Here is a 20,610-nt window from a genome sequence, read left to right as displayed (position 1 = left end):
TCACTTGGCTTGTAGCTTGTCGGCAATTGCCGCCATGAGCATTTCGCCGATATTGGTGCCGAACGCGTTGTCTATTTCGCGGATACAGGTGGGACTGGTCACGTTGATTTCGGTCAGGTGCTCGCCAATTACGTCAAGGCCTACAAACAGCAGGCCCTTTTCCCGCAGGGTCGGGCCAACCTGGGCGGCGATCCAGCGGTCCTTGTCGCTCAGCGGGCGGGCTTCGCCACGACCACCGGCCGCGAGGTTGCCACGGGTCTCGCCGGCCGCCGGGATACGCGCCAGGCAATAATCCACCGGCTCGCCGTCGATCATCAGGATGCGCTTGTCGCCGTCCTTGATTGCCGGCAGGTAGGCCTGGCCCATGATCTGCTGGGTGCCCAGGGCGGTCAGGGTCTCAAGGATCACCGACAGGTTCGGGTCGCCCGCGCGGTGACGGAAGATCGAGGTGCCGCCCATGCCATCCAGCGGCTTGAGGATCACATCGCCATGCTTGGCGGCAAATTCACGCAGCACATCGGCGCGGCGGCTGACCACGGTCGGCGGCGTGCACTGTGGGAACAGGGTGGCGAACAGCTTTTCGTTGCAGTCGCGCAGGCTCTGCGGCTTGTTGACGATCAGCACGCCGGCGCGCTCGGCCTGCTCCAACAGGTAGGTGGAGTAGACGAACTCCATGTCGAACGGCGGATCCTTGCGCATCAGGATCACGTCCAGGTCGCTCAGGGGGCTGTCGATCTCGTCTTGCAGCTCAAACCATTTCTCAGGGTTGGCGAACACCTGCAAGGGGCGCATCCGCGCCCGCGCCTCGCCATCGCCCTGGTAAAGGTCGCGCTGTTCCATATAGAACAGGGTCCAGCCGCGGGCCTGGGCGGCCAGCAGCATGGCCAGCGAGCTATCCTTTTTATAGGAGATGCTGGCGATAGGGTCCATGACAATGCCGACGCGAACGCTCATGGGGAATTCCTCTAGCAAATAAGGGCGCATAAAAGTGGCGTCAGAGTGGCGCTGCGGCTGTTGTGGGTCAAGGAAAAACCACCTTGCCGGTTGGCCGATAGATTGCCTCCCCAGTCTGTGCTAAAAAGGCTGCCATGGCGTGTCGGCCCTTGCATGGCAAGGGTTTTGGCGCTCGTCCCAGGCAGCATCCGGCAGTACACACCGAAACCCGATTCGCTGTGGCGATGGTAGAGCAGATATGGAACAGCATTCCAACGCCTTGAAAGTGATGGTGATCGACGACTCGAAAACGATTCGCCGCACCGCTGAAACGCTGTTGAAGAACGTGGGGTGCGAAGTCATCACGGCCATCGACGGTTTTGATGCTCTGGCCAGGATCGTTGACCATCACCCGCACATTATCTTTGTCGACATCATGATGCCGCGCCTGGATGGCTATCAGACCTGCGCCCTGGTCAAGAACAACCCGGCGTTCAAGGCCATCCCGGTGATCATGCTGTCGTCCAGGGACGGCCTGTTCGACAAGGCCAAGGGGCGCATCGTCGGCGTCGATCAATTTTTGACCAAGCCTTTCAGCAAGGAAGAACTGCTCAGTGCGATCAAGGCCTATGTGCCGGGTTTCGCCGCAGTAGAACAAGCACATTGACCCAGCCCCCTGGGCTTGCGTCAACCAATGTAGTGGGGAAAACCATGGCACGCGTTCTGATCGTCGACGATTCGCCGACTGAAATGTACAAACTGACCGGCATGCTGGAAAAGCACGGCCACCAAGTCCTCAAGGCCGAGAATGGCGCCGATGGCGTGGCCCTGGCCCGCCAGGAAAAACCCGACGCCGTCCTGATGGATATCGTCATGCCCGGCCTCAATGGCTTCCAGGCTACACGCCAGTTGTCCAAGGAGCCGGAAACCAACGGTATCCCGATCATCATCGTCACCACCAAGGACCAGGAAACCGACAAGATCTGGGGCGCACGCCAGGGCGCCAAGGCGTACCTGACCAAGCCGGTGGAAGAAGACAAGCTGATCGAAGTGCTGAACTCGGTGCTCAAGTCCTGACGGCACGTTCCCATGACCGAGTCGCAAACCGCCTTTGAGCTGCTGCTGGACATCGACCGCCGTTGCCGCCTGTTGGCCGCTGATTTGCCGTCCCAGGAAACCCGCTCGCACAGCTGGAGTGGCATTGGCTTTCGCCTGGGCGGGCATTGGTATGTGGCGCCCATGGGCGAAGTCGCCGAGGTACTGCATGAACCGCGCTGCACCCTGATGCCCGGGGTCAAGCCCTGGGTCAGGGGCGTGGCCAACCTGCGCGGGCGCTTGCTGCCGGTGATCAACCTGTGCGGGTTTTTCGGCTACGAGCTGTCGACGGCGCGCAAGCAGCGCCGGGTGCTGGTGATCGAACACGAAGACACTTTCGTCGGCCTGCTGGTGGATGAGGTGGTCGGCCTGCAGCACTTCGCCCAGGACCAGCTGCGCCCGGTATCGGCCAGCGTGCCCGCGGCCAGCGCCGCGTTTATCCAAGGCCAGTTCAGCGGCGACCCGCTGTGGCAGGTCTTCAGCCCCTTCGCCCTGGCCCAGGCCCCGGGCTTTCTGGATGTTGCCGCATGAGCACCGCCACGCCCGTCAAACCGCAGGAAGCCTCCCGTAGCCGCTCGCAGATCATCGTGCTGTTTATCGCGCTGATTATCTTCATCATGCTGCTGTTCGCCAACTTCGCGTACCTCAACACCCAGTCCACCTACGACAAGCAGTACATCGGCCACGCCGGCGAGCTGCGCGTGCTGTCCCAGCGCATTGCCAAGAACGCCACCGAGGCCGCAGCCGGCAAGGCCGCCGCGTTCAAGCTGTTGAGCGAGGCGCGCAATGATTTTGCCCAGCGCTGGAGCTACCTGAAAAAAGGCGACCCGGCCACCGGCCTGCCCGCTGCGCCCAGCGCCGTGCGCAGCGAAATGCGCGCCGTGCAGCATGACTGGGAAGCCTTGCTGAAGAACACCGACGTGATCCTGGCCAGCGAGCAGACGGTGCTGTCCCTGCATCAAGTGGCGGCGACCCTGGCCGAAACCGTGCCGCAATTGCAGTTGGAGTCGGAAAAGGTCGTCGAGATCCTGCTGCAGCGCGGCGCGCCCGCCAGCCAGGTGGCCGTGGCCCAGCGCCAGTCGCTGCTGGCCGAGCGCATCCTGGGGGCGGTCAACACCGTGCTGGCGGGGGATGACACGGCGGTCAAGGCCGCCGACGCCTTTGGCCGCGATGCCAACCGCTTTGGCCAGGTCCTGGCCGGCATGCTCCAGGGCAGCGCAGGCCTGAAGATCAGCGAAGTGCAGGACCCGGACGCCCGTGCGCGCCTGGCGGAGATTGCCGAGCTGTTCGAGTTTGTCTCCGGCTCCGTGGATGAAATCCTCGAAACCTCGCCGCAACTGTTCCAGGTGCGCGCCTCGGCAAGCAACATCTTCAGCCTGTCGCAAACCCTGCTCGATGAAGCCTCGCACTTGGCCACCGGTTTTGAAAACCTGGCCGGCGGGCGCACCCTCGACACCATCGGCGGTTATGTCCTGGGCTTGCTGGCGCTGGCGTCAATCATCCTGATTGGCCTGGTGATGGTGCGCGAGACCAATCGCCAGCTGCGCGAAACCGCCGAGAAAAACGAACGCAACCAGAACGCGATCATGCGCCTGCTCGACGAAATCGAAGACCTGGCTGACGGCGACCTCACCGTGACCGCCTCGGTGACCGAAGACTTCACCGGCACCATCGCCGACTCCATCAACTATTCGGTGGACCAGTTGCGCGACCTGGTGGCGACCATCAACCTCACCGCCGGTGAAGTGGCCGGCGCCGTGCAGGAAACCCAGGCCACCGCCATGCACCTGGCCCAGGCCTCGGAACACCAGGCCCAGCAGATTGCCGAAGCCTCGACGGCGATCAACCAGATGGCCCAATCCATCGACCAGGTATCGGCCAACGCCGCCGAGTCTTCGGCGGTGGCCGAGCGCTCGGTGGAGATCGCCAACAAGGGCAACGAGGTGGTGCACAACACCATCCATGGCATGGACAACATTCGCGAGCAGATCCAGGACACCGCCAAGCGCATCAAGCGCCTGGGCGAGTCGTCCCAGGAAATCGGCGACATCGTCAGCCTGATCGACGACATCGCCGAGCAGACCAACATCCTCGCCCTCAATGCCGCGATCCAGGCGAGCATGGCCGGTGACGCCGGGCGCGGGTTTGCGGTGGTGGCCGATGAAGTGCAACGCCTGGCCGAGCGCTCGTCGGCGGCTACCCGGCAGATCGAGAACCTGGTGCGGGCGATCCAGACCGACACCAACGAAGCGGTGATCTCCATGGAGCAGACCACCACCGAAGTGGTACGTGGCGCGCGCCTGGCCCAGGACGCCGGGGTGGCCCTGGAAGAAATCGAGGGGGTGTCCAAGACCCTGGCCGCGCTGATCCAGAGCATCTCCAACGCCGCGCAGCAGCAAACCTCGTCGGCGGGGCAGATCTCCCTGACCATGAACGTGATCCAGCAGATCACCAGCCAGACTTCATCGGGCTCCACGGCCACCGCCGAGAGCATTGGCAACCTGGCCAAAATGGCCAGCCAGTTGCGCCGCTCGGTATCGGGTTTCACCCTGCCGCCCGTGCGCAAGACCGATGAATGACATGCCTCCCCAAAACCACCGCAATCTAAATGTGGGAGCGGGCTTGCTCGCGAAAGCGGTGTATCAGTCACCTAATGTGCCGACTGACCCAGCGCTTTCGCGAGCAAGCCCGCTCCCACATGGATTCTCACTTTTCACCCATTCAGACGGGAGTCGTTATGGTTGACCGGCACGACTACGTCGCCCTCGAATGGGTCAAGGGCGAGATCGCCGACACCCTGAAGCAGGCCCGTGCGGCGCTGGACGCCTTTGCCGAGGACGCCAGCGAGCAAGCCCTGGCGCAGTGCCTGGAGGGCATTCACCAGGTCCACGGTGCCCTGCAAATGGTCGAGTTCTACGGCGCGGCACTGCTCGCCGAAGAAATGGAGCACCTGGCCCTGGCCCTGCAAGCCGGGCGTGTCAGCCAGCGTGAAGAAGGCATTCGCCTGCTGCAACAGGCCCTCGGCCAACTGCCGTTGTACCTGGACCGTGTGCACAGCGCGCGGCGCGACCTGCCCCTGGTGGTGTTGCCACTGCTCAACGACCTGCGCAGCGTGCACGGCAAAAGCCTGCTCTCGGAAACCAGCCTGTTCAGCCCGCAACTGCTGGTGATCGCGCCGCTGCCCGATGATGCCCTGGCCCAACGAGCGCCGGCTGATTTTGCCGAGCAACTGCAGCAATGGCGGCAAATGCTGCAACAGGGCTTGGCCGGGCTGCTGCGTGAAGACCACGGCCCGAGCAACCTGGAAGACATGGCGCGGGTCTTCGCGCAACTGGAAGCGCTGTGCCACGGCGCGCCGTTGCTGGCGTTGTGGCAAGTCACCTCGGCGCTGGCCGAAGGCATGCTCACCGGCGTTATCGCCAATAGCCCGGCGTTGCGCAGCCTGCTCAAGAGCTGTGACAAGGTGCTCAAGCGCCTGCAAATCCAGGGCATCGAAGGGATCAACACCCCGGCGCCCGACCAACTGCTCAAGAGCCTGCTGTTTTACATCGCCAAAGTCACCCGGCCGACACCGCGCATGCAAAGCCTCAAGGAACGCTACGGCCTGGATGAAGCCTTGCCCGACAGCACCGTGGTCGATGCCGAGCGCGCGCGCCTGGCCGGGCCGGACCGCAACGCCATGGGCTCGGTGCTCGGTGCGTTGTGTGAGGAGTTGGTGCGGGTCAAGGAGCGCCTGGACCTGTTCGTGCGCAGCGACCGCCAACACATCTCTGGCCTGGACAGCCTGCTGGCGCCGTTGCGGCAGATCGCCGATACCCTGGCGGTATTGGGCTTTGGCCAGCCGCGCAAAGTGATCATCGACCAATTGGCGGTGGTCCAGGGCCTGGCCCAGGGGCAGCGCGAGCCCAATGATGCCGTGTTGATGGATGTGGCCGGGGCGTTGCTGTATGTCGAGGCGACGCTGGCCGGGATGGTCGGCACCGTCGAACCGCAAAACCGTGAAGACAGCCGCCTGCCCACCACCGACCTGACCCAGATCCACCAGTTGGTGATCAAGGAGTCATGCCAGTGCCTCAAGCAAGCGCGAGAGCTGGTCATCGACTGCCTTGAGGCGCAATGGGATACACAGCGCCTGGAGTCCCTGCCAGAGCTGCTGACCCAGGTGCGTGGCGCCCTGGCGATGATCCCGCTGCCGCGCGCGGCGAGCCTGGTGCGTGGCTTCAAGATTTACGTCGATGAACAGTGGATGGGCCATGACACCGCGCCGCCGGCGGCGCAGCTGGAGCATTGCGCCGATGTGCTCACCAGCCTGGAACACTACCTGGAGCGCATGCTGCAGGACCCGGATGCACCGGGCGAGCGGGTGTTGGATATCGCTTTTGAAGGGCTCGCGGCGCTAGGTTATGCGCCAGTGCCCGCGCAGCAAGCCTGGCGCCAGGAACCCTCGGCACCGCACGATGAATTGCCGGTCGATTCCCAGACCCTGGCGCAGGCCCTGGCCAGCCCGACCCCACGTCTCAACCCACCGGCCCTGCAACGCCCGGGCAGCCTGCTGCCGCCGCCAGCCGATGAAGAGTCGGTGGATGATGAACTGCGCGAAGTGTTCCTGGAAGAAACCGCCGAAGTGCTGGACGTGTTGCAGCGCCTGGTGCCCCAAGGTGCCGCCAGCCTTGAAGATAAAACCGCCTTGAGCGACATGCGCCGCGCCTTCCATACCCTCAAGGGCAGCGGGCGCATGGTGCGTGCCCTGGTGTTGGCGGAACTGGCGTGGGCCGTGGAAAACCTGCTGAACCGCGTGCTCGAGCGGGTGGTCGCGCCGGGCGCCGAGGTCCAGGCTGTGCTGGATGACGTGCTGGTGCTGCTGCCGGCCTTGATCGCCGAGTTCGCCGCCGACACCCAGCGCCAGCGCGATGATGTCGACCACCTTGCCGCACGCGCCCATGCCCTGGCCAGTGGCGCGCCGTTACCGCCAGCCGTGGCTCAGGATGACAGCGCGCTCGACCCACTGCTGCTGGAGATCTTTCGCAACGAAGCACAGAGTCACCTGGACAGCCTCAATCGGTTTTTGCACCAGGCCACCGAGCAGATGCCGCTGCCTGTCAGCGATGAGCTGCAACGTGCCCTGCATACCCTCAAGGGCAGTGCCTACATGGCGGGCGTCTTGCCCATCGCCGAACTGGCGCGGCCGCTGGACCACCTGACCCGCGAATACAAGGCCCATCGCCTGGCCCTGGACCTGGATGAAATCGACTTGCTGCTGGAGGGCGAAGCCCTGTTCCAGCGCGGCCTGCGCCAGTTGGACAGTGACCCGCTGGCGCCCATCGACGGTGCGCAATCGTTGATCGAGCGCACCCAGGCGCGCCTCGACGGCCAGCTCGAAGCCTTCCTCAATGCGCCGAGCGCCGGCCTGCGGGTCAAGCGCGACCCACAGTTGATCAGCAACTTCCTGGCCCAGGGCATGGACATCCTGCTCGATGCCGAAAGCCTGCTGCGGCGCTGGCAACAACACCCTGGCGAGCGCCAGGAGCTCAGTGCGTTGCTGGACGAGCTGACCACCCTGGGGGAGGGCGCGCACCTGGCCGAACTGCATCCGATGGATGAACTGTGCGAAGCCTTGCTCGACCTGTATGGCGCGGTGGAAGAAAGCAGCCTGGCGGTCAGCGAGCGATTTTTCCAGGAGGCCGAACAGGCCCATGAAGCCCTGATCAACATGCTCGACCAACTGGCCGCCGGCCAGGAGGTCAGCCCGGCGCCGGCGCGCATGAAAGCCTTGCGCGAGTTACTCGATGAAGGGCTCGACCCCAGCGCCACCGGCCTGATCAAAACCGATGGCAGCCGCGCCTTGAGCATTGCCGAACTGGGCGCGGCCACCTCGCAGTTGCAGCAGGACTGGGCGGTGGACGATGAGATCGTCGAGATCTTCCTTGAAGAAGCGGTGGATATCCTCGACAGCGCCGGGCAGTCCCTCAAGCGCTGGCTGCTGGACCCCGACGGCGTGGCGCCGCTGTCGTCCCTGCAACGCGACCTGCACACCCTGCGCGGCGGTGCGCGCATGGCCGAAATCGGCCCGGTGGGCGATCTGGCCCAAGAGTTGGAAAGCCTTTACGAAGGCCTGGTGGACCGGCGCTACAACTACTCCGTTGAAATGGCGCAAGTGTTGATGGACAGCCATGAACACCTGGCCTTGCAACTGGAGCAGTTGCAAGAGCAGCAACCCTTGAGTGATTCCAGCGCCCTGATTGGCCGCTTGCGCGAGGTGCGCCAGAACGCCGCGCCGGTGGCGCTACCCACACCGCCCGATGCACAGGGCGGCGGCAGTGATCCGGAGCTGCTGGACATCTTTCTGGAGGAAGCGGCCGACATCCTCGACAGCTCCGGCGCCGCACTGTCGCGCTGGCAGGCCGAGCCCCAGGGCCGCCAGGAAGTCGAGACCCTGCTACGCGACCTGCACACCCTCAAGGGCGGCGCGCGGATGGTCGAGATCGGCCCGATTGGCGACCTGGCCCACGAACTGGAGTTTCTCTACGAAGGCCTGTCGGCGGGCTTGCTGGCGCCCACCAGCGAGCTGTTTGCGCTGCTGCAGGGCTGCCATGACCGCCTGGCGCAGATGGTCGAGGCAGTGGCGGCGGGGTTGCCGGTCGGTTCGGTGGAGCGCCTGATCGAGCGCATCAAAAGCCTGGTCCAGCCCAGCGAAGACCAGGCCGCACCGGTCGCCATGGCCGCCAGCAAACCCGAAGCCCCGGCCGCTAGCGAGCCGGGCGCGGACATGGTGAAAATCTCTGCCGAGCTGCTGGATGACCTGGTCAACCTCGCCGGCGAAACCTCGATTTTCCGTGGGCGCATCGAGCAGCAGGTCAACGACGCCCGCGCCGCCCTCAGTGAGGTGGAAACCACCATCGAGCGCATGCGCGACCAACTGCGCCGCCTCGATACCGAGACCCAGGGCCGTATCCTCAGCCGCCAGCACGCCGAGACCGAGCGCCTGGGCTACGAAGAATTCGATCCACTGGAAATGGATCGCCATTCCCAGTTGCAACAGCTGTCCCGCGCGTTGTCCGAGTCGGCCTCGGACCTTTTGGACCTCAAGGAAACCCTCGACCAGCGTAACCAGGACGCGCAGAACCTGTTGCAGCAACAGGCGCGGATCAACACCGAGCTGCAAGAAGGCCTGATGCGCACGCGCATGGTGCCGTTCGAGCGCATGCTGCCGCGCCTCAAGCGTATCGTGCGGCAAGTGGCCGGCGAGCTGGGCAAGGACGTGGAATTCGTGGTCGGCAATGCCGAGGGCGAGATGGACCGCAACGTGCTGGAGCGCATGGCCGCGCCCCTGGAGCATATGCTGCGCAACGCCGTCGACCATGGCCTGGAATCGCGGGATGCACGGCTGTTGGCGGGCAAGCCGCAGAAGGGCCGGATCACCCTGGACCTGAGCCATGAAGGTGGCGACATCATCTTCGACATGCGCGACGACGGCGCTGGCGTGCCGCTGGATGCGGTGCGGCGCAAGGCGATCAAGCGTGGCCTGCTGGACCCGGAGATGGAGATCAGCGATCGCGATGTGTTGCAGTTCATCTTGCAGCCGGGGTTTTCTACCGCCGAAAAAATCACCCAGATTTCCGGGCGCGGCGTGGGCATGGACGTGGTGCATGAAGAAGTGCGCCAGCTCGGCGGGAGCATGGTGATCGACTCTACGCCGGGGCAGGGCGTGCATTTTCGCATTCGCCTGCCGTTCACCGTGTCGGTCAACCGGGCGTTGATGGTGCAGTGCGCGGAAGATCAGTACGCGATCCCGCTGAACACCATCCAGGGCCTGGTGCGCGTGTTGCCCAATGAGCTGGAAGGGCACTACCAACTGGACCCGCCGGTATATCAATACGCCGGCCAGCGCTACGAGTTGTATTACCTGGGCGAGCTGCTGCACACCGTGGCCCGGCCCAAGCTGCTGGGGCAGAACCAGCCGCTGCCGGTGCTGCTGATGCAATGCAACGAGCGATATATTGCGGTGCAGGTGGACGACATGGCCGGCACCCGGGAAATCGTGGTCAAGGGCCTGGGCCCGCAGTTTGCGGCGGTGCAGGGGCTGTCCGGGGCGACCATCCTCGGCGATGGCCGGGTGGTGTTGATCATCGACCTGCTGGCACATATCCGCGCCCTGGCCCCGGCCTTGCCGGCCCAGGCGGCGGACACGGCATTGGCGGTCAACGAGCCGCAGAAAAAACAGCGATTGCTGGTGCTGGTGGTAGACGACTCGGTGACCGTACGCAAAGTCACCAGCCGCCTGCTCGAGCGCAACGGCATGAACGTACTGACTGCCAAGGACGGCATCGACGCCATCGCCCTGCTCGAAGAACACACCCCGGACCTGATGTTGCTGGACATCGAAATGCCGCGCATGGATGGCTTCGAAGTGGCGATCCAGGTGCGCAACGACCCACGGCTTGCGCGCCTGCCGATCATCATGATCACCTCGCGCACCGGCCAGAAACACCGCGATCGGGCCATGGCGATTGGGGTCAACGACTACCTTGGCAAGCCCTATCAAGAGTCGGTGTTGCTCGAAAGCATCGCCTACTGGAGCCCGAAACATGCTTGACCACCGCACCAGCCAACTCACCGGCTTGCTGCTGCCTCTGGCCGACCGCCACCTGCTGCTGCCCAACGTAGCGGTGGCCGAGCTGATCGACTTCCAGCGCGGCGAACCGGCCAGCGACGCTCCGCCCTGGTACCTGCGGCAAGTGACCTGGCGCGACCAGCAACTGCCCCTGATCAGCTTCGAAGCGGCCTGCGGTGGTACCAGCGTTGTCAGCGAACGCGCACGGATCGTCGTGCTCAACGCCCTAGGCGGGCGCCCGACCTTGAAGTTCATCGCGCTGGTGATCCAGGGCATTCCCCGCTCGTACAAGCTCGACAGCCAGTTGAGCTACGTGGACGTACCCCTATCACCGCTGGAACTGGCGGCGGTACAGGTCGGCGAGCATGTGGCGAAAGTGCCGGACCTGATGGGGTTGGAAGCGCTGCTGGTCGAGGCTGGGTTGGCCTGAACAGCCGTTTTCAGCACCTCTGAAGACCCAATGTGGGAGCTGGCTTGTGTGGGAGCTGGCTTGCCTGCGATAGCATCACCTCGGTTTAACTGACACACCGAAGCGTCTGCATCGCAGGCAAGCCAGCTCCCACATTGGAGTGCGCTTGGCGCCAAACCTTACTTAATCTGCGCAAAACGCTCAATGACCGGTTGTTCACGGTGCTCTGCTTGCCAAAGATCGTAGGTACTTTGCATCGACAACCATAACCGCGCTTTGCTGATGCCTGCCCGCTCCAACCTCACGGCAAGGTCTGGGCTGACTGGCGCGTGACCATGCAGGATCCTGGAGAATGTTTCCCTGGCAAAGCCGAGCCGCCGGGCCATTTCGGTAATGGTGATGCCCAAGCTGGGCATCACATCCTCAAGCAGGATTTCGCCGGGATGTGGCGGGTTGTGCATACCCATGTACGTGCCCCTGTTCAATGGTAGTCAAGGTAATCAACCAGTTCGACGTGATCATCAAGCATACGAAAAATGATGCGCCAGTTACCGCTAATGCTGACGGAGCAGTAGTCGAGCAGATCGCCTTTGAGTCGATGAAAACGCCATCCTGGGAGATTCAATTCGCCCGGGTGTCCTGCGCTATCCAGAATCAGCAGCACACGACGCAAGCGTTTCGCGTGACCCGCGTTGATGCCTTTGGTTGATCCTGTTTCATAATGTTCTGCTGGTGAGATGATTCAAATTCCAAAGGCTAGAGAGGTGCCATCCGAGCAACAACCCCCAAAACCTGTAGGAATGATCATGCGGCATGATGCCTTCAGATTTTTCCCGCACATTTTCGCGCCGCCCATGAACTTGTCGCTCGCCGCCTGCGCGCCTAGGCTTGGTCGGTCATCGCAAAAAACGGTGACACGGACGTGCAAGTCCGGTTACATATCGGCGCACCAACGCCCATAGCCTTTCAACGGGCGTTTTTTATGCCTGCTGTGTTTGTTATGGCGGCTGTGCGTGGGAGACCTTCGGGTCTGCCGGGGTCCGATATGCCCGGTCTTGCACACCTGCGCACAGCTGCCACCCGATTTGCGTGCAAGCAAGCGGTGTCAGTCTCCTTCACATATCGGAGATGTTCACCATGATCAAACCCACCCCCAACCGACCTACCTCATCCAGTATCTTCACCGTCAACCCACACCAGAACACCGAAACCCTCGAGTCCCTCAACGCCCTGACCTGCGGCCTGGCCTTTGAGCTGAACGGCGCCCAGCGCGGCGTGCTCCTGGCCATCCAACAAATGACCGAACTGGGCCAACTGCTGGTCGAGCGTGCGCTGGAGCAACTATCGCCTGCGGCCGCTGCGTAAAACTTGATCAGTCCCAGAAAGGGACCGTTCGTTCCCTTTTTGGGACTGATGCCTGCTCGGGTAAAGCCCCACGTAAACCCGCCGATAACCCGACGAGTCTTTCGGTGGAAGCAACAACACAATGTGGCTATTTGACGTATTTGCCTGGCTGTACAACCTCACCCCGTTTACCGGTGCTTTGCTGTTGTGGTTCCTGGTGTTGGTGTTCACTGCCAGCGCGACGATGAGTTTTCCGACACGGCGCGGCAAGCTCGCTGGCTTCGGGATTTCGGTGGTGGGCGCGGTGTTTATCTTGGGGTACCTGGAAACCCTCGTGCTCAACGCCACAGGCAAAGAAATCAAGGGTGTTGTGATCAACCTGGTGGTCATGAGCCTCGGCGGTTTGGGCTCGTGCTTGCTTGGGGTGGCCATTTCGAAAAGGCCGAGCAAGGCCGAGATTGAACAGACCCGCACCAGCATTCGTAGCTGGGGCCTGGCGGTCTTTGAATACCTGTTCGTGTTTATCCTGATGTGTTCACTGGTGCTGACTGTTTTCTGCCTGCCCTTGTGGCGCCTGGATTGGCCCGTGGTGTCGGGGCATGAAGTTACCGGCCTGTTGCTGGCTTTCCTGGGCGCGGCTTCAGGCTGTGCGATCGTCTCCTATCTGCGTCGGTTGATGAAGTGGGAGCAATGGGGCGTGGCCGTGTTGTTTGGGCTGTTGCTGTTTCTGCTGCCCGTGTACGTGCAGGCGATTTGGGGGCTGGTGAGCTGGAGCCTGGCGGCGGTGCTGGGGTTTCATGGCGTGGCGGGCATTGGCTTGGGTTGGACGGTGTGGCGCCAGCGCATGGAATGGCGGCGCTCCTGACCATTACTCCAACCGTAACAATCCACCGCCGAGCTTGATTGATACCCCCCCGATTCACTCCTATGGTGAGCCCCACGACAGCGAACCCGTGGAGCGATCATGACAACAACAATAACCCCCGACTCGCGCTGGACGCGGCGCCGCGACGAGAAGCAGCGGCGGCTCGGGCTGGTCCAGGCGTTTGCCGACGGGGCGGTGCTGCCCAGCGACAGGATCGTCGAGGCCCTGCAAGCCCTGATCCTGCCCGGCGACCGCGTGGTGCTGGAAGGCAATAACCAGAAGCAGGCCGACTTTCTCTCGCGCTCCCTGGCCAAGGCCGACCCGGCCGTGCTCCATGACTTGCACATGATCATGCCCAGCGTCGGGCGCTCCGAGCACCTGGACCTGTTTGAAAAGGGTATCGCCCGCAAGCTCGATTTCTCGTTTGCCGGCACCCAATCCCTGCGCATCAGCCAGCTCCTTGAAGACGGCCTGCTGGAAGTCGGCGCGATCCACACCTACATCGAACTCTATGCGCGACTGGTCGTAGACCTGATCCCCAACGTGGTGCTGTCCGCAGGCTTCATGGCCGACCGCGCCGGCAATATCTACACCGGCCCCAGCACCGAAGACACCCCGGCGCTGATCGAGCCGGCGGCGTTCAGCGATGGCATCGTCATCGTGCAGGTCAACCAATTGGTGGACGACGTCAGCGACTTGCCCCGCGTGGACATCCCGGCCAGTTGGGTGGATTTCGTGGTGGTGGCCGACAAGCCCTTCTATATCGAACCGCTGTTCACCCGCGACCCCCGGCATATCAAGCCGGTGCATGTGCTGATGGCGATGATGGCGATCCGTGGCATCTACGAAAAACACAACGTGCAGTCGCTGAACCATGGCATTGGTTTCAATACCGCCGCGATTGAACTGATCCTGCCGACCTACGGTGAGTCCCTGGGCCTTAAAGGCAAGATCTGCCGCAACTGGACCCTCAACCCGCACCCCACGTTGATCCCCGCCATCGAAAGCGGCTGGGTTGAAAGCGTGCATTGCTTCGGCACCGAACTGGGCATGGAAAACTACATCGCCGCGCGCCCGGATGTGTTCTTCACCGGTCGCGACGGCTCGTTGCGCTCCAACCGGATGTTCTGCCAACTGGCGGGGCAATACGCGGTGGACCTGTTTATCGGCGCCACTTTGCAGGTGGATGGTGACGGTCATTCGTCCACCGTGACCCGAGGCCGGCTCGCCGGGTTTGGCGGCGCGCCGAACATGGGCCACGACCCACGCGGGCGCCGCCACGGCACCCCGGCCTGGCTCGATATGCGCCACGACGATGCCCCCGAAGCCTTGCTGGAGCGCGGCAAAAAGCTGGTGGTGCAGATGGTCGAGACCTTCCAGGAGGGCGGCAAACCGACCTTCGTCGACACCCTCGATGCAGTGGAAGTGGCGCGCAAAAGCGGCATGCCCCTGGCGCCGATCATGATCTACGGCGACGACGTGACCCACTTGCTCACCGAAGAAGGCATCGCCTACCTGTACAAGGCGCGCTCCCTGGAAGAGCGCCAGGCGATGATCGCGGCGGTCGCCGGGGTGACCGCCATCGGCCTGCGCCACAACCCCAAGGACACCGCGCGCATGCGCCGCGAAGGCCTGATCGCCTTGCCCGAAGACCTCGGCATCCGCCGCACCGACGCCACCCGCGAACTGCTGGCGGCCAAAAGCGTGGCCGACCTGGTGGACTGGTCCGGTGGCCTGTACAACCCGCCCGCCAAGTTCAGGAGCTGGTAAATGCACGCACTCAAACTGCACACACTGACCCTGGCCGAGCAACTGGCGGACCTGGCGGTCGATGCACTGATCGACGAAGCGGACCTGTCGCCCAAGCCGGCGCTGGTGGATCGGCGTGGCAATGGCGCCCATCAGGATTTGCACCTGGGCCTGATGCACGCGTCGGCGCTGTCCTTGTGGCCGGCCTTCAAGGAAATGGCCGAAGCGGCGATTGCCCTGGGCGAGATCGGCCTGCCGCTGCGCGAAGCCCTCGGCCGGATCGGCCGCGAAGGCGAACAGGCGATGCTCGCCACCACCCAGGGCGTGAATACCCACCGTGGCGCGATCTGGGCCCTTGGCCTGCTGGTGGCCGCCGCCGCGCTGGCACCTGCCTCGCGCACGGCCAATGCGCTGACTTTAAGGGCTGCGCGCCTGGCCCTGCTCAATGACCGTTATGCACCGCAACCGCTGAGCCATGGCGCGCAAGTCGCGCAGCGCTATGGCGTACGTGGCGCCCGCGAAGAAGCGCAACTGGGCTTCCCCGCAGTGCTGCAACGGGGCCTGCCGCAACTGCACGCAAGCCGTTTGCAACAACACGGCGAGCAGAACGCGCGCCTCGATGCGCTGCTGGCGATCATGACCCAACTGGCCGACACCTGCGTGCTCTACCGCGCCGGCACCGATGGCTTGCAGGCGATGCAACGGGGCGCCCAGGCCGTGCTGGATGCGGGCGGCAGCGCGAGCCTGGCCGGGCGGCGTCGCCTCAATGAGCTGGACCAGCAACTGCTGGCCCTGAATGCCTCCCCCGGTGGCGCCGCCGACCTGTTGGCCGCCTGCCTGTTTATCGACCGCATCGAGTCTTGCGACGGAGCGTTTTGATGGAAACCCTATCCTTTGAATTCCCCGCCGGGCAGCCGCCCAAAGGCCGCGCGCTGGTGGGCTGCGTCGGTTCCGGCGACCTTGAAGTGCTGCTGGAACCGGGCACGGCGGGCACCTTGAGCATCCAGGTGCAAACCTCGGTCAACGGCGCCGAGCAGCGTTGGCAGCACCTGTTCCAGCGGATTTTCCAGGAGCAGACCCCACCGGCGCTGAACATTCAGATCCACGATTTTGGCGCCACCCCCGGCGTGGTGCGTTTGCGCCTGGAGCAAGGTTTCGAGGAGCTTGGCCATGACTGATTTACTCAACCGGCACAGCTTCGTCGAACTCGGCGCCCGCCAGCGGGCCAAGGCCTTGCTCGATGCCGGCAGCTACCGTGAATTGATTGACCCGTTCCAGCGCGTGATGTCGCCGTGGTTGAGCCGCCAGGGCGTGGTGCCGCAGGCTGACGACGGGGTGGTGATTGCCAAGGGCACCCTCGATGGCCTGCCACTGGTGATCGCCGCCATCGAAGGTAATTTCCAGGGCGGCAGCCTCGGTGAAGTGGGTGGCGCAAAAATCGCCGGTGCCCTGGAACTGGCCGCCGAGGACAACCGCAACGGCATCCCGACGCGTGCGGTGCTGTTGCTGGAAACCGGCGGCGTGCGCCTGCAGGAGGCCAACCTCGGGCTGGCGGCGATTGCCGATATCCACGCCGCGATTGTCGACCTGCGCCAGTACCAACCGGTGATCGGCGTAGTGGCCGGCAGCGTTGGCTGTTTTGGCGGCATGTCCATTGCCGCTGGCCTTTGCAGCTACCTGGTGGTGACCCGTGAAGCGCGCCTGGGCTTGAACGGCCCGCAAGTGATCGAACAGGAAGCCGGCCTTGAAGAATACGACTCCCGTGACCGGCCCTTCATCTGGAGCCTGACCGGCGGCGAGCAGCGCTTCAACAGCGGCCTGGCCGACCGTTATGTGGCGGACGATGTGGCGCAGATCCGCCAGCAGATCAGCGAACTGTTGCAGCAAGGTTTGCCGGCAGCGCCGCGCAGCCGCCAGGCCGACTATTACCTGGCGCGCCTGGCTGCGCTGGACGCCGAACCGCAGATCGAGCCGGCCACGGTTCGTGACCTGTATCAGGGAGAACGCTCATGAGAGGCTTGCACTGGTTCAACGCATTGCGCGCGGATGCGGCGCCGGTGGCGGGTTTGCCGGCTTCGTTGAAAGTTGCTGATGGCGTGCTCGGCGAGCAGGCCGTGCGGTTTATCGCGGTGGTGCCCGATGCTGCCAACCGCTTCCCCCGCGCCCGCCAAGGTGAGGTTGGGTTGCTGGAAGGCTGGGGCCTGGCCAAGGCGGTGGATGAAACCATCGCCCGCGCTGATCAACGCCCGATTGTGGCTATTGTCGACGTGCCGAGCCAGGCCTATGGCCGTCGCGAAGAAGCCCTGGGCATTCATCAGGCCCTGGCGGCGGCGGCGGACAGTTATGCCCGCGCCCGTTTGGCCGGGCACCCGGTGATCGGGTTGCTGGTGGGCAAGGCCATGTCCGGGGCGTTTCTCGCCCATGGCTACCAGGCCAACCGCCTGATTGCCCTGCGCGACCCTGGGGTGATGGTGCACGCCATGGGCAAGGCCTCGGCGGCGCGGGTCACCTTGCGTAGCGTCGAAGAACTCGAAGCCCTGGCCGCCAGCGTGCCGCCCATGGCCTATGACATCGACAGCTATGCCAGCCTCGGCTTGCTCTGGGAAACCCTCACGGTCAGCCAGATCGAACAACCGACCGCCGACGACCTGGCGCGGGTCAGGGATTGCCTGGTGCAGGCGATCAAGGATGTGCAGAACAGCGGCGTGCGCGATTTGCGCGGGCGCCTGGGCGCCGTCAATCGTGCCGCGTCCAGCCATGTACGCCAGCTGTTGCGGGAACAATGGTGAACGCCCACGACTTGCTCTGGGGCATGGCCCCGGCGCACGTGCCCGCTGACGCACCGGCCTGGGTACTGGCGGTGATCGGGGCGGGGCAGCCGGTGGTGGTGCGCCGGGCGCTGGCCGAACCGGGCTATGTGGCGGTGGGTGTGCGTGGACGTTTGCGGGAGCAGCGCTTTGCGGCCGTGATGCCCGTGGCGGCTGTGCAACGGCGAGTGACACCCGAGGCCCTGTGCGGGGTGATCTCGCCCCGGGATTTACCGGCGTTGCGCGCCCTCGACCAACTGCGGCCGGTACTGGCGCAAGAGGTGTGGGGTGTGACGGGCAGCGCGGGTTTCGAGTTGGCCACGGGCATTGAGGCACTGCATGCCCAGAGCGATCTGGATTTGCTGCTACGCGCGCCCGAGCGGCTTGATCGCGGTGATGCCGAGGCGCTGCTGGCGATTCTGGACACCGCAGCGTGTGCCGTGGACCTGCAATTGCAAACCCCCTATGGCGCGGTGGCCTTGCGCGAATGGGCCGGCCCATCGCTGCGGGTGCTGCTGAAAAACGCCAGCGGTGCGCATCTGGTGATCGACCCTTGGCAGGCCGTGGCATGAGCAGCCTCCTGGTGTTTCCGGGGCAGGGTGCCCAACGCCCGGGCATGCTCCAGCAATTGCCTGCCAATGTCCTCGATGAAGCCAGCGATACCTTGGGACAAGAGGTGCGCCAGCTCGATTCGGCGCAGGCCCTGGCCAGCACCCGCGCCGTGCAACTGTGCCTGCTGATCGCCGGCGTGGCCCATGCCCGTGAGTTGCAACACACACCGGACTATGTGGCGGGCCTGTCCATCGGCGCTTATCCGGCGGCAGTGATCGCCGGGGCCCTGGCGTTTGCCGATGCGCTGCGGCTGGTCAGCCTGCGCGGTGAACTGATGCAGCACGCTTATCCACAGGGCTATGGCATGACCGCACTGATCGGCCTGGAGTTATCCACCGTCGAAAGCGTGCTCGCCGAGATCCACAGCGCGCAAACCCCGGTGTACCTGGCCAATATCAATGCCGATAACCAGTGCGTGATCGCCGGCAGCGATGCCGCCATGCAACGGGTGGCCAACCGCGTCAAAGGCCAGGGCGTGGCCAAGCGCCTGGCCGTCAGCGTGCCGTCCCATTGCGCCCTGCTGGAGCAACCGGCCCAGGCCCTCGCTGAAGCGTTTGCCAAGGTCGCGCTCAAGGCGCCGGCCATTACTTACCTGAGCAGCAGCCGGGCGCGGCCGATTCGCGATCCTGCGCAGTTGCGCGACGACCTGGCGTTCAACATGTGCCGCCTCGTCGATTGGCGCGGCACCGTACAAAGCGCCTATGAGCGCGGCGTGCGCCTGCACATCGAGCTGCCTCCGGGCACAGTCCTCACCGGCCTTGCGCGGCGGGTGTTTGAGCAAGGCACCGTGATTGCCTTCGAAGGTGCGCGCCTGGACACCTTGCAGGCCTTGCTGGAACAGGAGGGCCGCCACCACCGATAAAGCGTGAGCTTGGCTTTCGAAGCACAAAAACAACAATTTCGATCAAGCATCAAGAGGACTACCAGCATGATTATTTACGGTGTGGCGTTTCTGGCCCTGTGTACCCTGGCGGGCCTGTTCGTCGGCGAGCTATTGGGCAAATGGATGGGCATCCCGGCCAACGTCGGCGGGGTGGGGATCGCGATGTTGCTGCTGATCGGCCTGGGCAGTTACCTCGCCAAGCGTGGCCTGTTTACCGGCAAATCCGAGCAGGGCGTGAGCTTCTGGGCGGCGGTGTACATTCCCATTGTGGTGGCCATGGCGGCCCAGCAAAACGTGTATGGCGCGATCAGTGGCGGCCCGATGGCGATCCTCGCCGGCACCAGCGCGGTGGTGGTGGCATTTGCCCTGGTGCCGGTGCTGGTGCGCATCGGCAAGCGTGAGCCGGAAGCGGTTGTCACTCCCAAGTCGGCAGGGTGAGCGCCATGTACGAATCCTTGATGAAAGTCATCACCGGCTACGGCCTGATCAGTGGTTTTGCGGTGATCGGCCTGACCATGTGGGTGTCCTACTGGATCAGCGACACCTTCACCAAAGGCCGCCTGCATGGTTCGGCCATCGCGATCCTGCTGGGGCTGGTGCTGTCCTATGTGGGTGGTGCGTTTACCGGCGGGGCCAAGGGCGTGGTGGATATCCCGTTGCTGTCGGGCATCGGCCTGCTGGGCGGGGCGATGCTGCGGGACTTTGCCATCGTGGCCACCGCGTTTGGGGTGAGCGTCGATGAGCTCAAGCGTGCTGGATATGTGGGGGTGCTGGCGTTGTTTGTCGGCGTTGGTTCGTCGTTTATCGCAGGCGTCGGAGTGGCCATGGCGTTTGGTTATACCGATGCGGTGAGCCTGACCACCATCGGCGCCGGGGCCGTGACCTACATCGTCGGGCCGGTGACCGGGGCGGCGATTGGCGCCAGTTCCGAGGTGATGGCGCTGTCCATCGCGGCGGGGTTGATCAAGGCCATTCTGGTGATGGTGATGACCCCGTTCGTCGCCCCGCTGATTGGCCTGAACAGCCCGCGCAGTGCGGTGATCTTCGGCGGGCTGATGGGCACCTCCAGCGGCGTGGCCGGTGGGTTGGCGGCGACTGATCCGAAGCTGGTGCCTTATGGCTGCCTGACGGCGGCGTTTTATACGGCGCTGGGGTGTTTGTTGGGACCTTCGTTGTTGTTTTTGATCATGCGCGGGTTGGTGGGCTGATCGACCCTTTGTAGGATCCGGCTTGCCGGCGATGGCTGCCTTGGATGTGTCGCAAGGCGAATGGCCTCATCGCCGGCAAGTCGGCTCCTACAGG

The 20,610-nt window shown here is 64.0% G+C and carries 20 protein-coding genes; 17 read left to right on the top strand and 3 right to left on the bottom strand.

All coding sequences use genetic code 11. From position 1 onward, the window contains the following. Positions 1–954 (bottom strand): glutathione synthase, encoded by a 954-nt coding sequence (gene gshB, locus ACSSVH_RS24605; protein WP_029300457.1) that lies wholly within the window; start codon positions 952–954, stop codon positions 1–3. Between the two features lie 238 nt (positions 955–1,192). On the opposite strand from gshB, the gene pilG reads away from it, so the two are divergent. From pilG to ACSSVH_RS24575, 6 genes are all read left to right on the top strand, one after another. Next, entirely contained in the window at positions 1,193–1,600 is a 408-nt protein-coding gene (pilG, locus tag ACSSVH_RS24600; RefSeq protein ID WP_032858786.1) for a twitching motility response regulator PilG, read from the top strand. A gap of 44 nt (positions 1,601–1,644) precedes the next feature. Next, positions 1,645–2,010, top strand: coding sequence for a twitching motility response regulator PilH (gene pilH / locus ACSSVH_RS24595; RefSeq protein ID WP_169953561.1), 366 nt, complete (start codon positions 1,645–1,647; stop codon positions 2,008–2,010). 12 nt (positions 2,011–2,022) lie between these two features. After that, positions 2,023–2,559 carry a chemotaxis protein CheW gene (locus ACSSVH_RS24590; protein ID WP_169953562.1) on the top strand — a complete coding sequence of 179 codons (537 nt, stop codon included), beginning with the start codon at positions 2,023–2,025 and terminating at the stop codon, positions 2,557–2,559. Further along, complete coding sequence (locus tag ACSSVH_RS24585; protein ID WP_169953563.1) at positions 2,556–4,607, top strand: methyl-accepting chemotaxis protein; 2,052 nt, start codon at positions 2,556–2,558, stop codon at positions 4,605–4,607. The genes ACSSVH_RS24590 and ACSSVH_RS24585 overlap by 4 nt, the downstream gene beginning before the upstream one ends. Before the next feature lie 158 nt (positions 4,608–4,765). Beyond that, on the top strand, positions 4,766–10,621 hold the full coding sequence (locus tag ACSSVH_RS24580) for a hybrid sensor histidine kinase/response regulator (protein WP_492633840.1): 5,856 nt from the start codon (positions 4,766–4,768) through the stop codon (positions 10,619–10,621). Next, positions 10,614–11,069, top strand: a complete 456-nt coding sequence (locus ACSSVH_RS24575) for a chemotaxis protein CheW (RefSeq protein WP_169953565.1) — start codon at positions 10,614–10,616, stop codon at positions 11,067–11,069. The genes ACSSVH_RS24580 and ACSSVH_RS24575 overlap by 8 nt, the downstream gene beginning before the upstream one ends. 158 nt (positions 11,070–11,227) lie before the next feature. Here ACSSVH_RS24575 and ACSSVH_RS24570 read toward each other — a convergent pair whose 3' ends face one another. After that, positions 11,228–11,515: a HigA family addiction module antitoxin gene (locus tag ACSSVH_RS24570; protein ID WP_099168625.1), complete on the bottom strand. Its 288-nt coding sequence runs from the start codon at positions 11,513–11,515 to the stop codon at positions 11,228–11,230. A gap of 14 nt (positions 11,516–11,529) precedes the next feature. After that, positions 11,530–11,790 carry a type II toxin-antitoxin system RelE/ParE family toxin gene (locus ACSSVH_RS24565; RefSeq protein ID WP_169953841.1) on the bottom strand — a complete coding sequence of 87 codons (261 nt, stop codon included), beginning with the start codon at positions 11,788–11,790 and terminating at the stop codon, positions 11,530–11,532. A 395-nt stretch (positions 11,791–12,185) separates the two neighbouring features. Between ACSSVH_RS24565 and ACSSVH_RS24560 the strand changes: the two genes are divergently transcribed. From ACSSVH_RS24560 to madM, 11 genes are all read left to right on the top strand, one after another. After that, positions 12,186–12,413, top strand: coding sequence for a DUF6124 family protein (locus ACSSVH_RS24560; protein ID WP_172313642.1), 228 nt, complete (start codon positions 12,186–12,188; stop codon positions 12,411–12,413). Positions 12,414–12,534: 121 nt separating this feature from the next. After that, on the top strand, positions 12,535–13,257 hold the full coding sequence (locus ACSSVH_RS24555; protein WP_492633839.1) for a hypothetical protein: 723 nt from the start codon (positions 12,535–12,537) through the stop codon (positions 13,255–13,257). Positions 13,258–13,356: 99 nt separating this feature from the next. Further along, positions 13,357–15,027, top strand: a complete 1,671-nt coding sequence (gene mdcA / locus ACSSVH_RS24550; protein WP_115129199.1) for a malonate decarboxylase subunit alpha — start codon at positions 13,357–13,359, stop codon at positions 15,025–15,027. Continuing rightward, positions 15,028–15,885, top strand: coding sequence for a triphosphoribosyl-dephospho-CoA synthase (locus ACSSVH_RS24545; protein ID WP_172313636.1), 858 nt, complete (start codon positions 15,028–15,030; stop codon positions 15,883–15,885). It begins immediately after the preceding gene. Continuing rightward, positions 15,885–16,184 carry a malonate decarboxylase subunit delta gene (locus ACSSVH_RS24540; RefSeq protein ID WP_057960874.1) on the top strand — a complete coding sequence of 100 codons (300 nt, stop codon included), beginning with the start codon at positions 15,885–15,887 and terminating at the stop codon, positions 16,182–16,184. Before ACSSVH_RS24545 ends, ACSSVH_RS24540 begins: the two co-directional genes overlap by 1 nt. Continuing rightward, a complete protein-coding gene (locus tag ACSSVH_RS24535; protein ID WP_172313634.1) occupies positions 16,177–17,019 on the top strand; it encodes a biotin-independent malonate decarboxylase subunit beta in 843 nt (280 codons plus the stop codon). Before ACSSVH_RS24540 ends, ACSSVH_RS24535 begins: the two co-directional genes overlap by 8 nt. Beyond that, the gene (mdcE, locus tag ACSSVH_RS24530; RefSeq protein WP_492633838.1) at positions 17,016–17,795 is read left to right on the top strand and encodes a biotin-independent malonate decarboxylase subunit gamma; all 780 of its coding nucleotides are present in this window, start codon (positions 17,016–17,018) and stop codon (positions 17,793–17,795) included. The genes ACSSVH_RS24535 and mdcE overlap by 4 nt, the downstream gene beginning before the upstream one ends. Continuing rightward, a complete protein-coding gene (locus tag ACSSVH_RS24525) occupies positions 17,789–18,385 on the top strand; it encodes a malonate decarboxylase holo-ACP synthase (protein WP_172313630.1) in 597 nt (198 codons plus the stop codon). The genes mdcE and ACSSVH_RS24525 overlap by 7 nt, the downstream gene beginning before the upstream one ends. Further along, positions 18,382–19,287 (top strand): malonate decarboxylase subunit epsilon, encoded by a 906-nt coding sequence (gene mdcH / locus ACSSVH_RS24520; RefSeq protein WP_170042162.1) that lies wholly within the window; start codon positions 18,382–18,384, stop codon positions 19,285–19,287. Before ACSSVH_RS24525 ends, mdcH begins: the two co-directional genes overlap by 4 nt. 66 nt (positions 19,288–19,353) lie before the next feature. Next, the gene (gene madL / locus ACSSVH_RS24515; protein WP_169953580.1) at positions 19,354–19,746 is read left to right on the top strand and encodes a malonate transporter subunit MadL; all 393 of its coding nucleotides are present in this window, start codon (positions 19,354–19,356) and stop codon (positions 19,744–19,746) included. 5 nt (positions 19,747–19,751) lie between these two features. Beyond that, positions 19,752–20,516 (top strand): malonate transporter subunit MadM, encoded by a 765-nt coding sequence (gene madM / locus ACSSVH_RS24510; protein ID WP_169953582.1) that lies wholly within the window; start codon positions 19,752–19,754, stop codon positions 20,514–20,516. Positions 20,517–20,610 lie beyond the last annotated feature (94 nt).

The organism is Pseudomonas sp. HC1(2025), from assembly GCF_058742075.1.
Note: the sequence above shows the minus strand (reverse complement) of the source record. Positions and strands in the feature narration are given on the sequence as shown.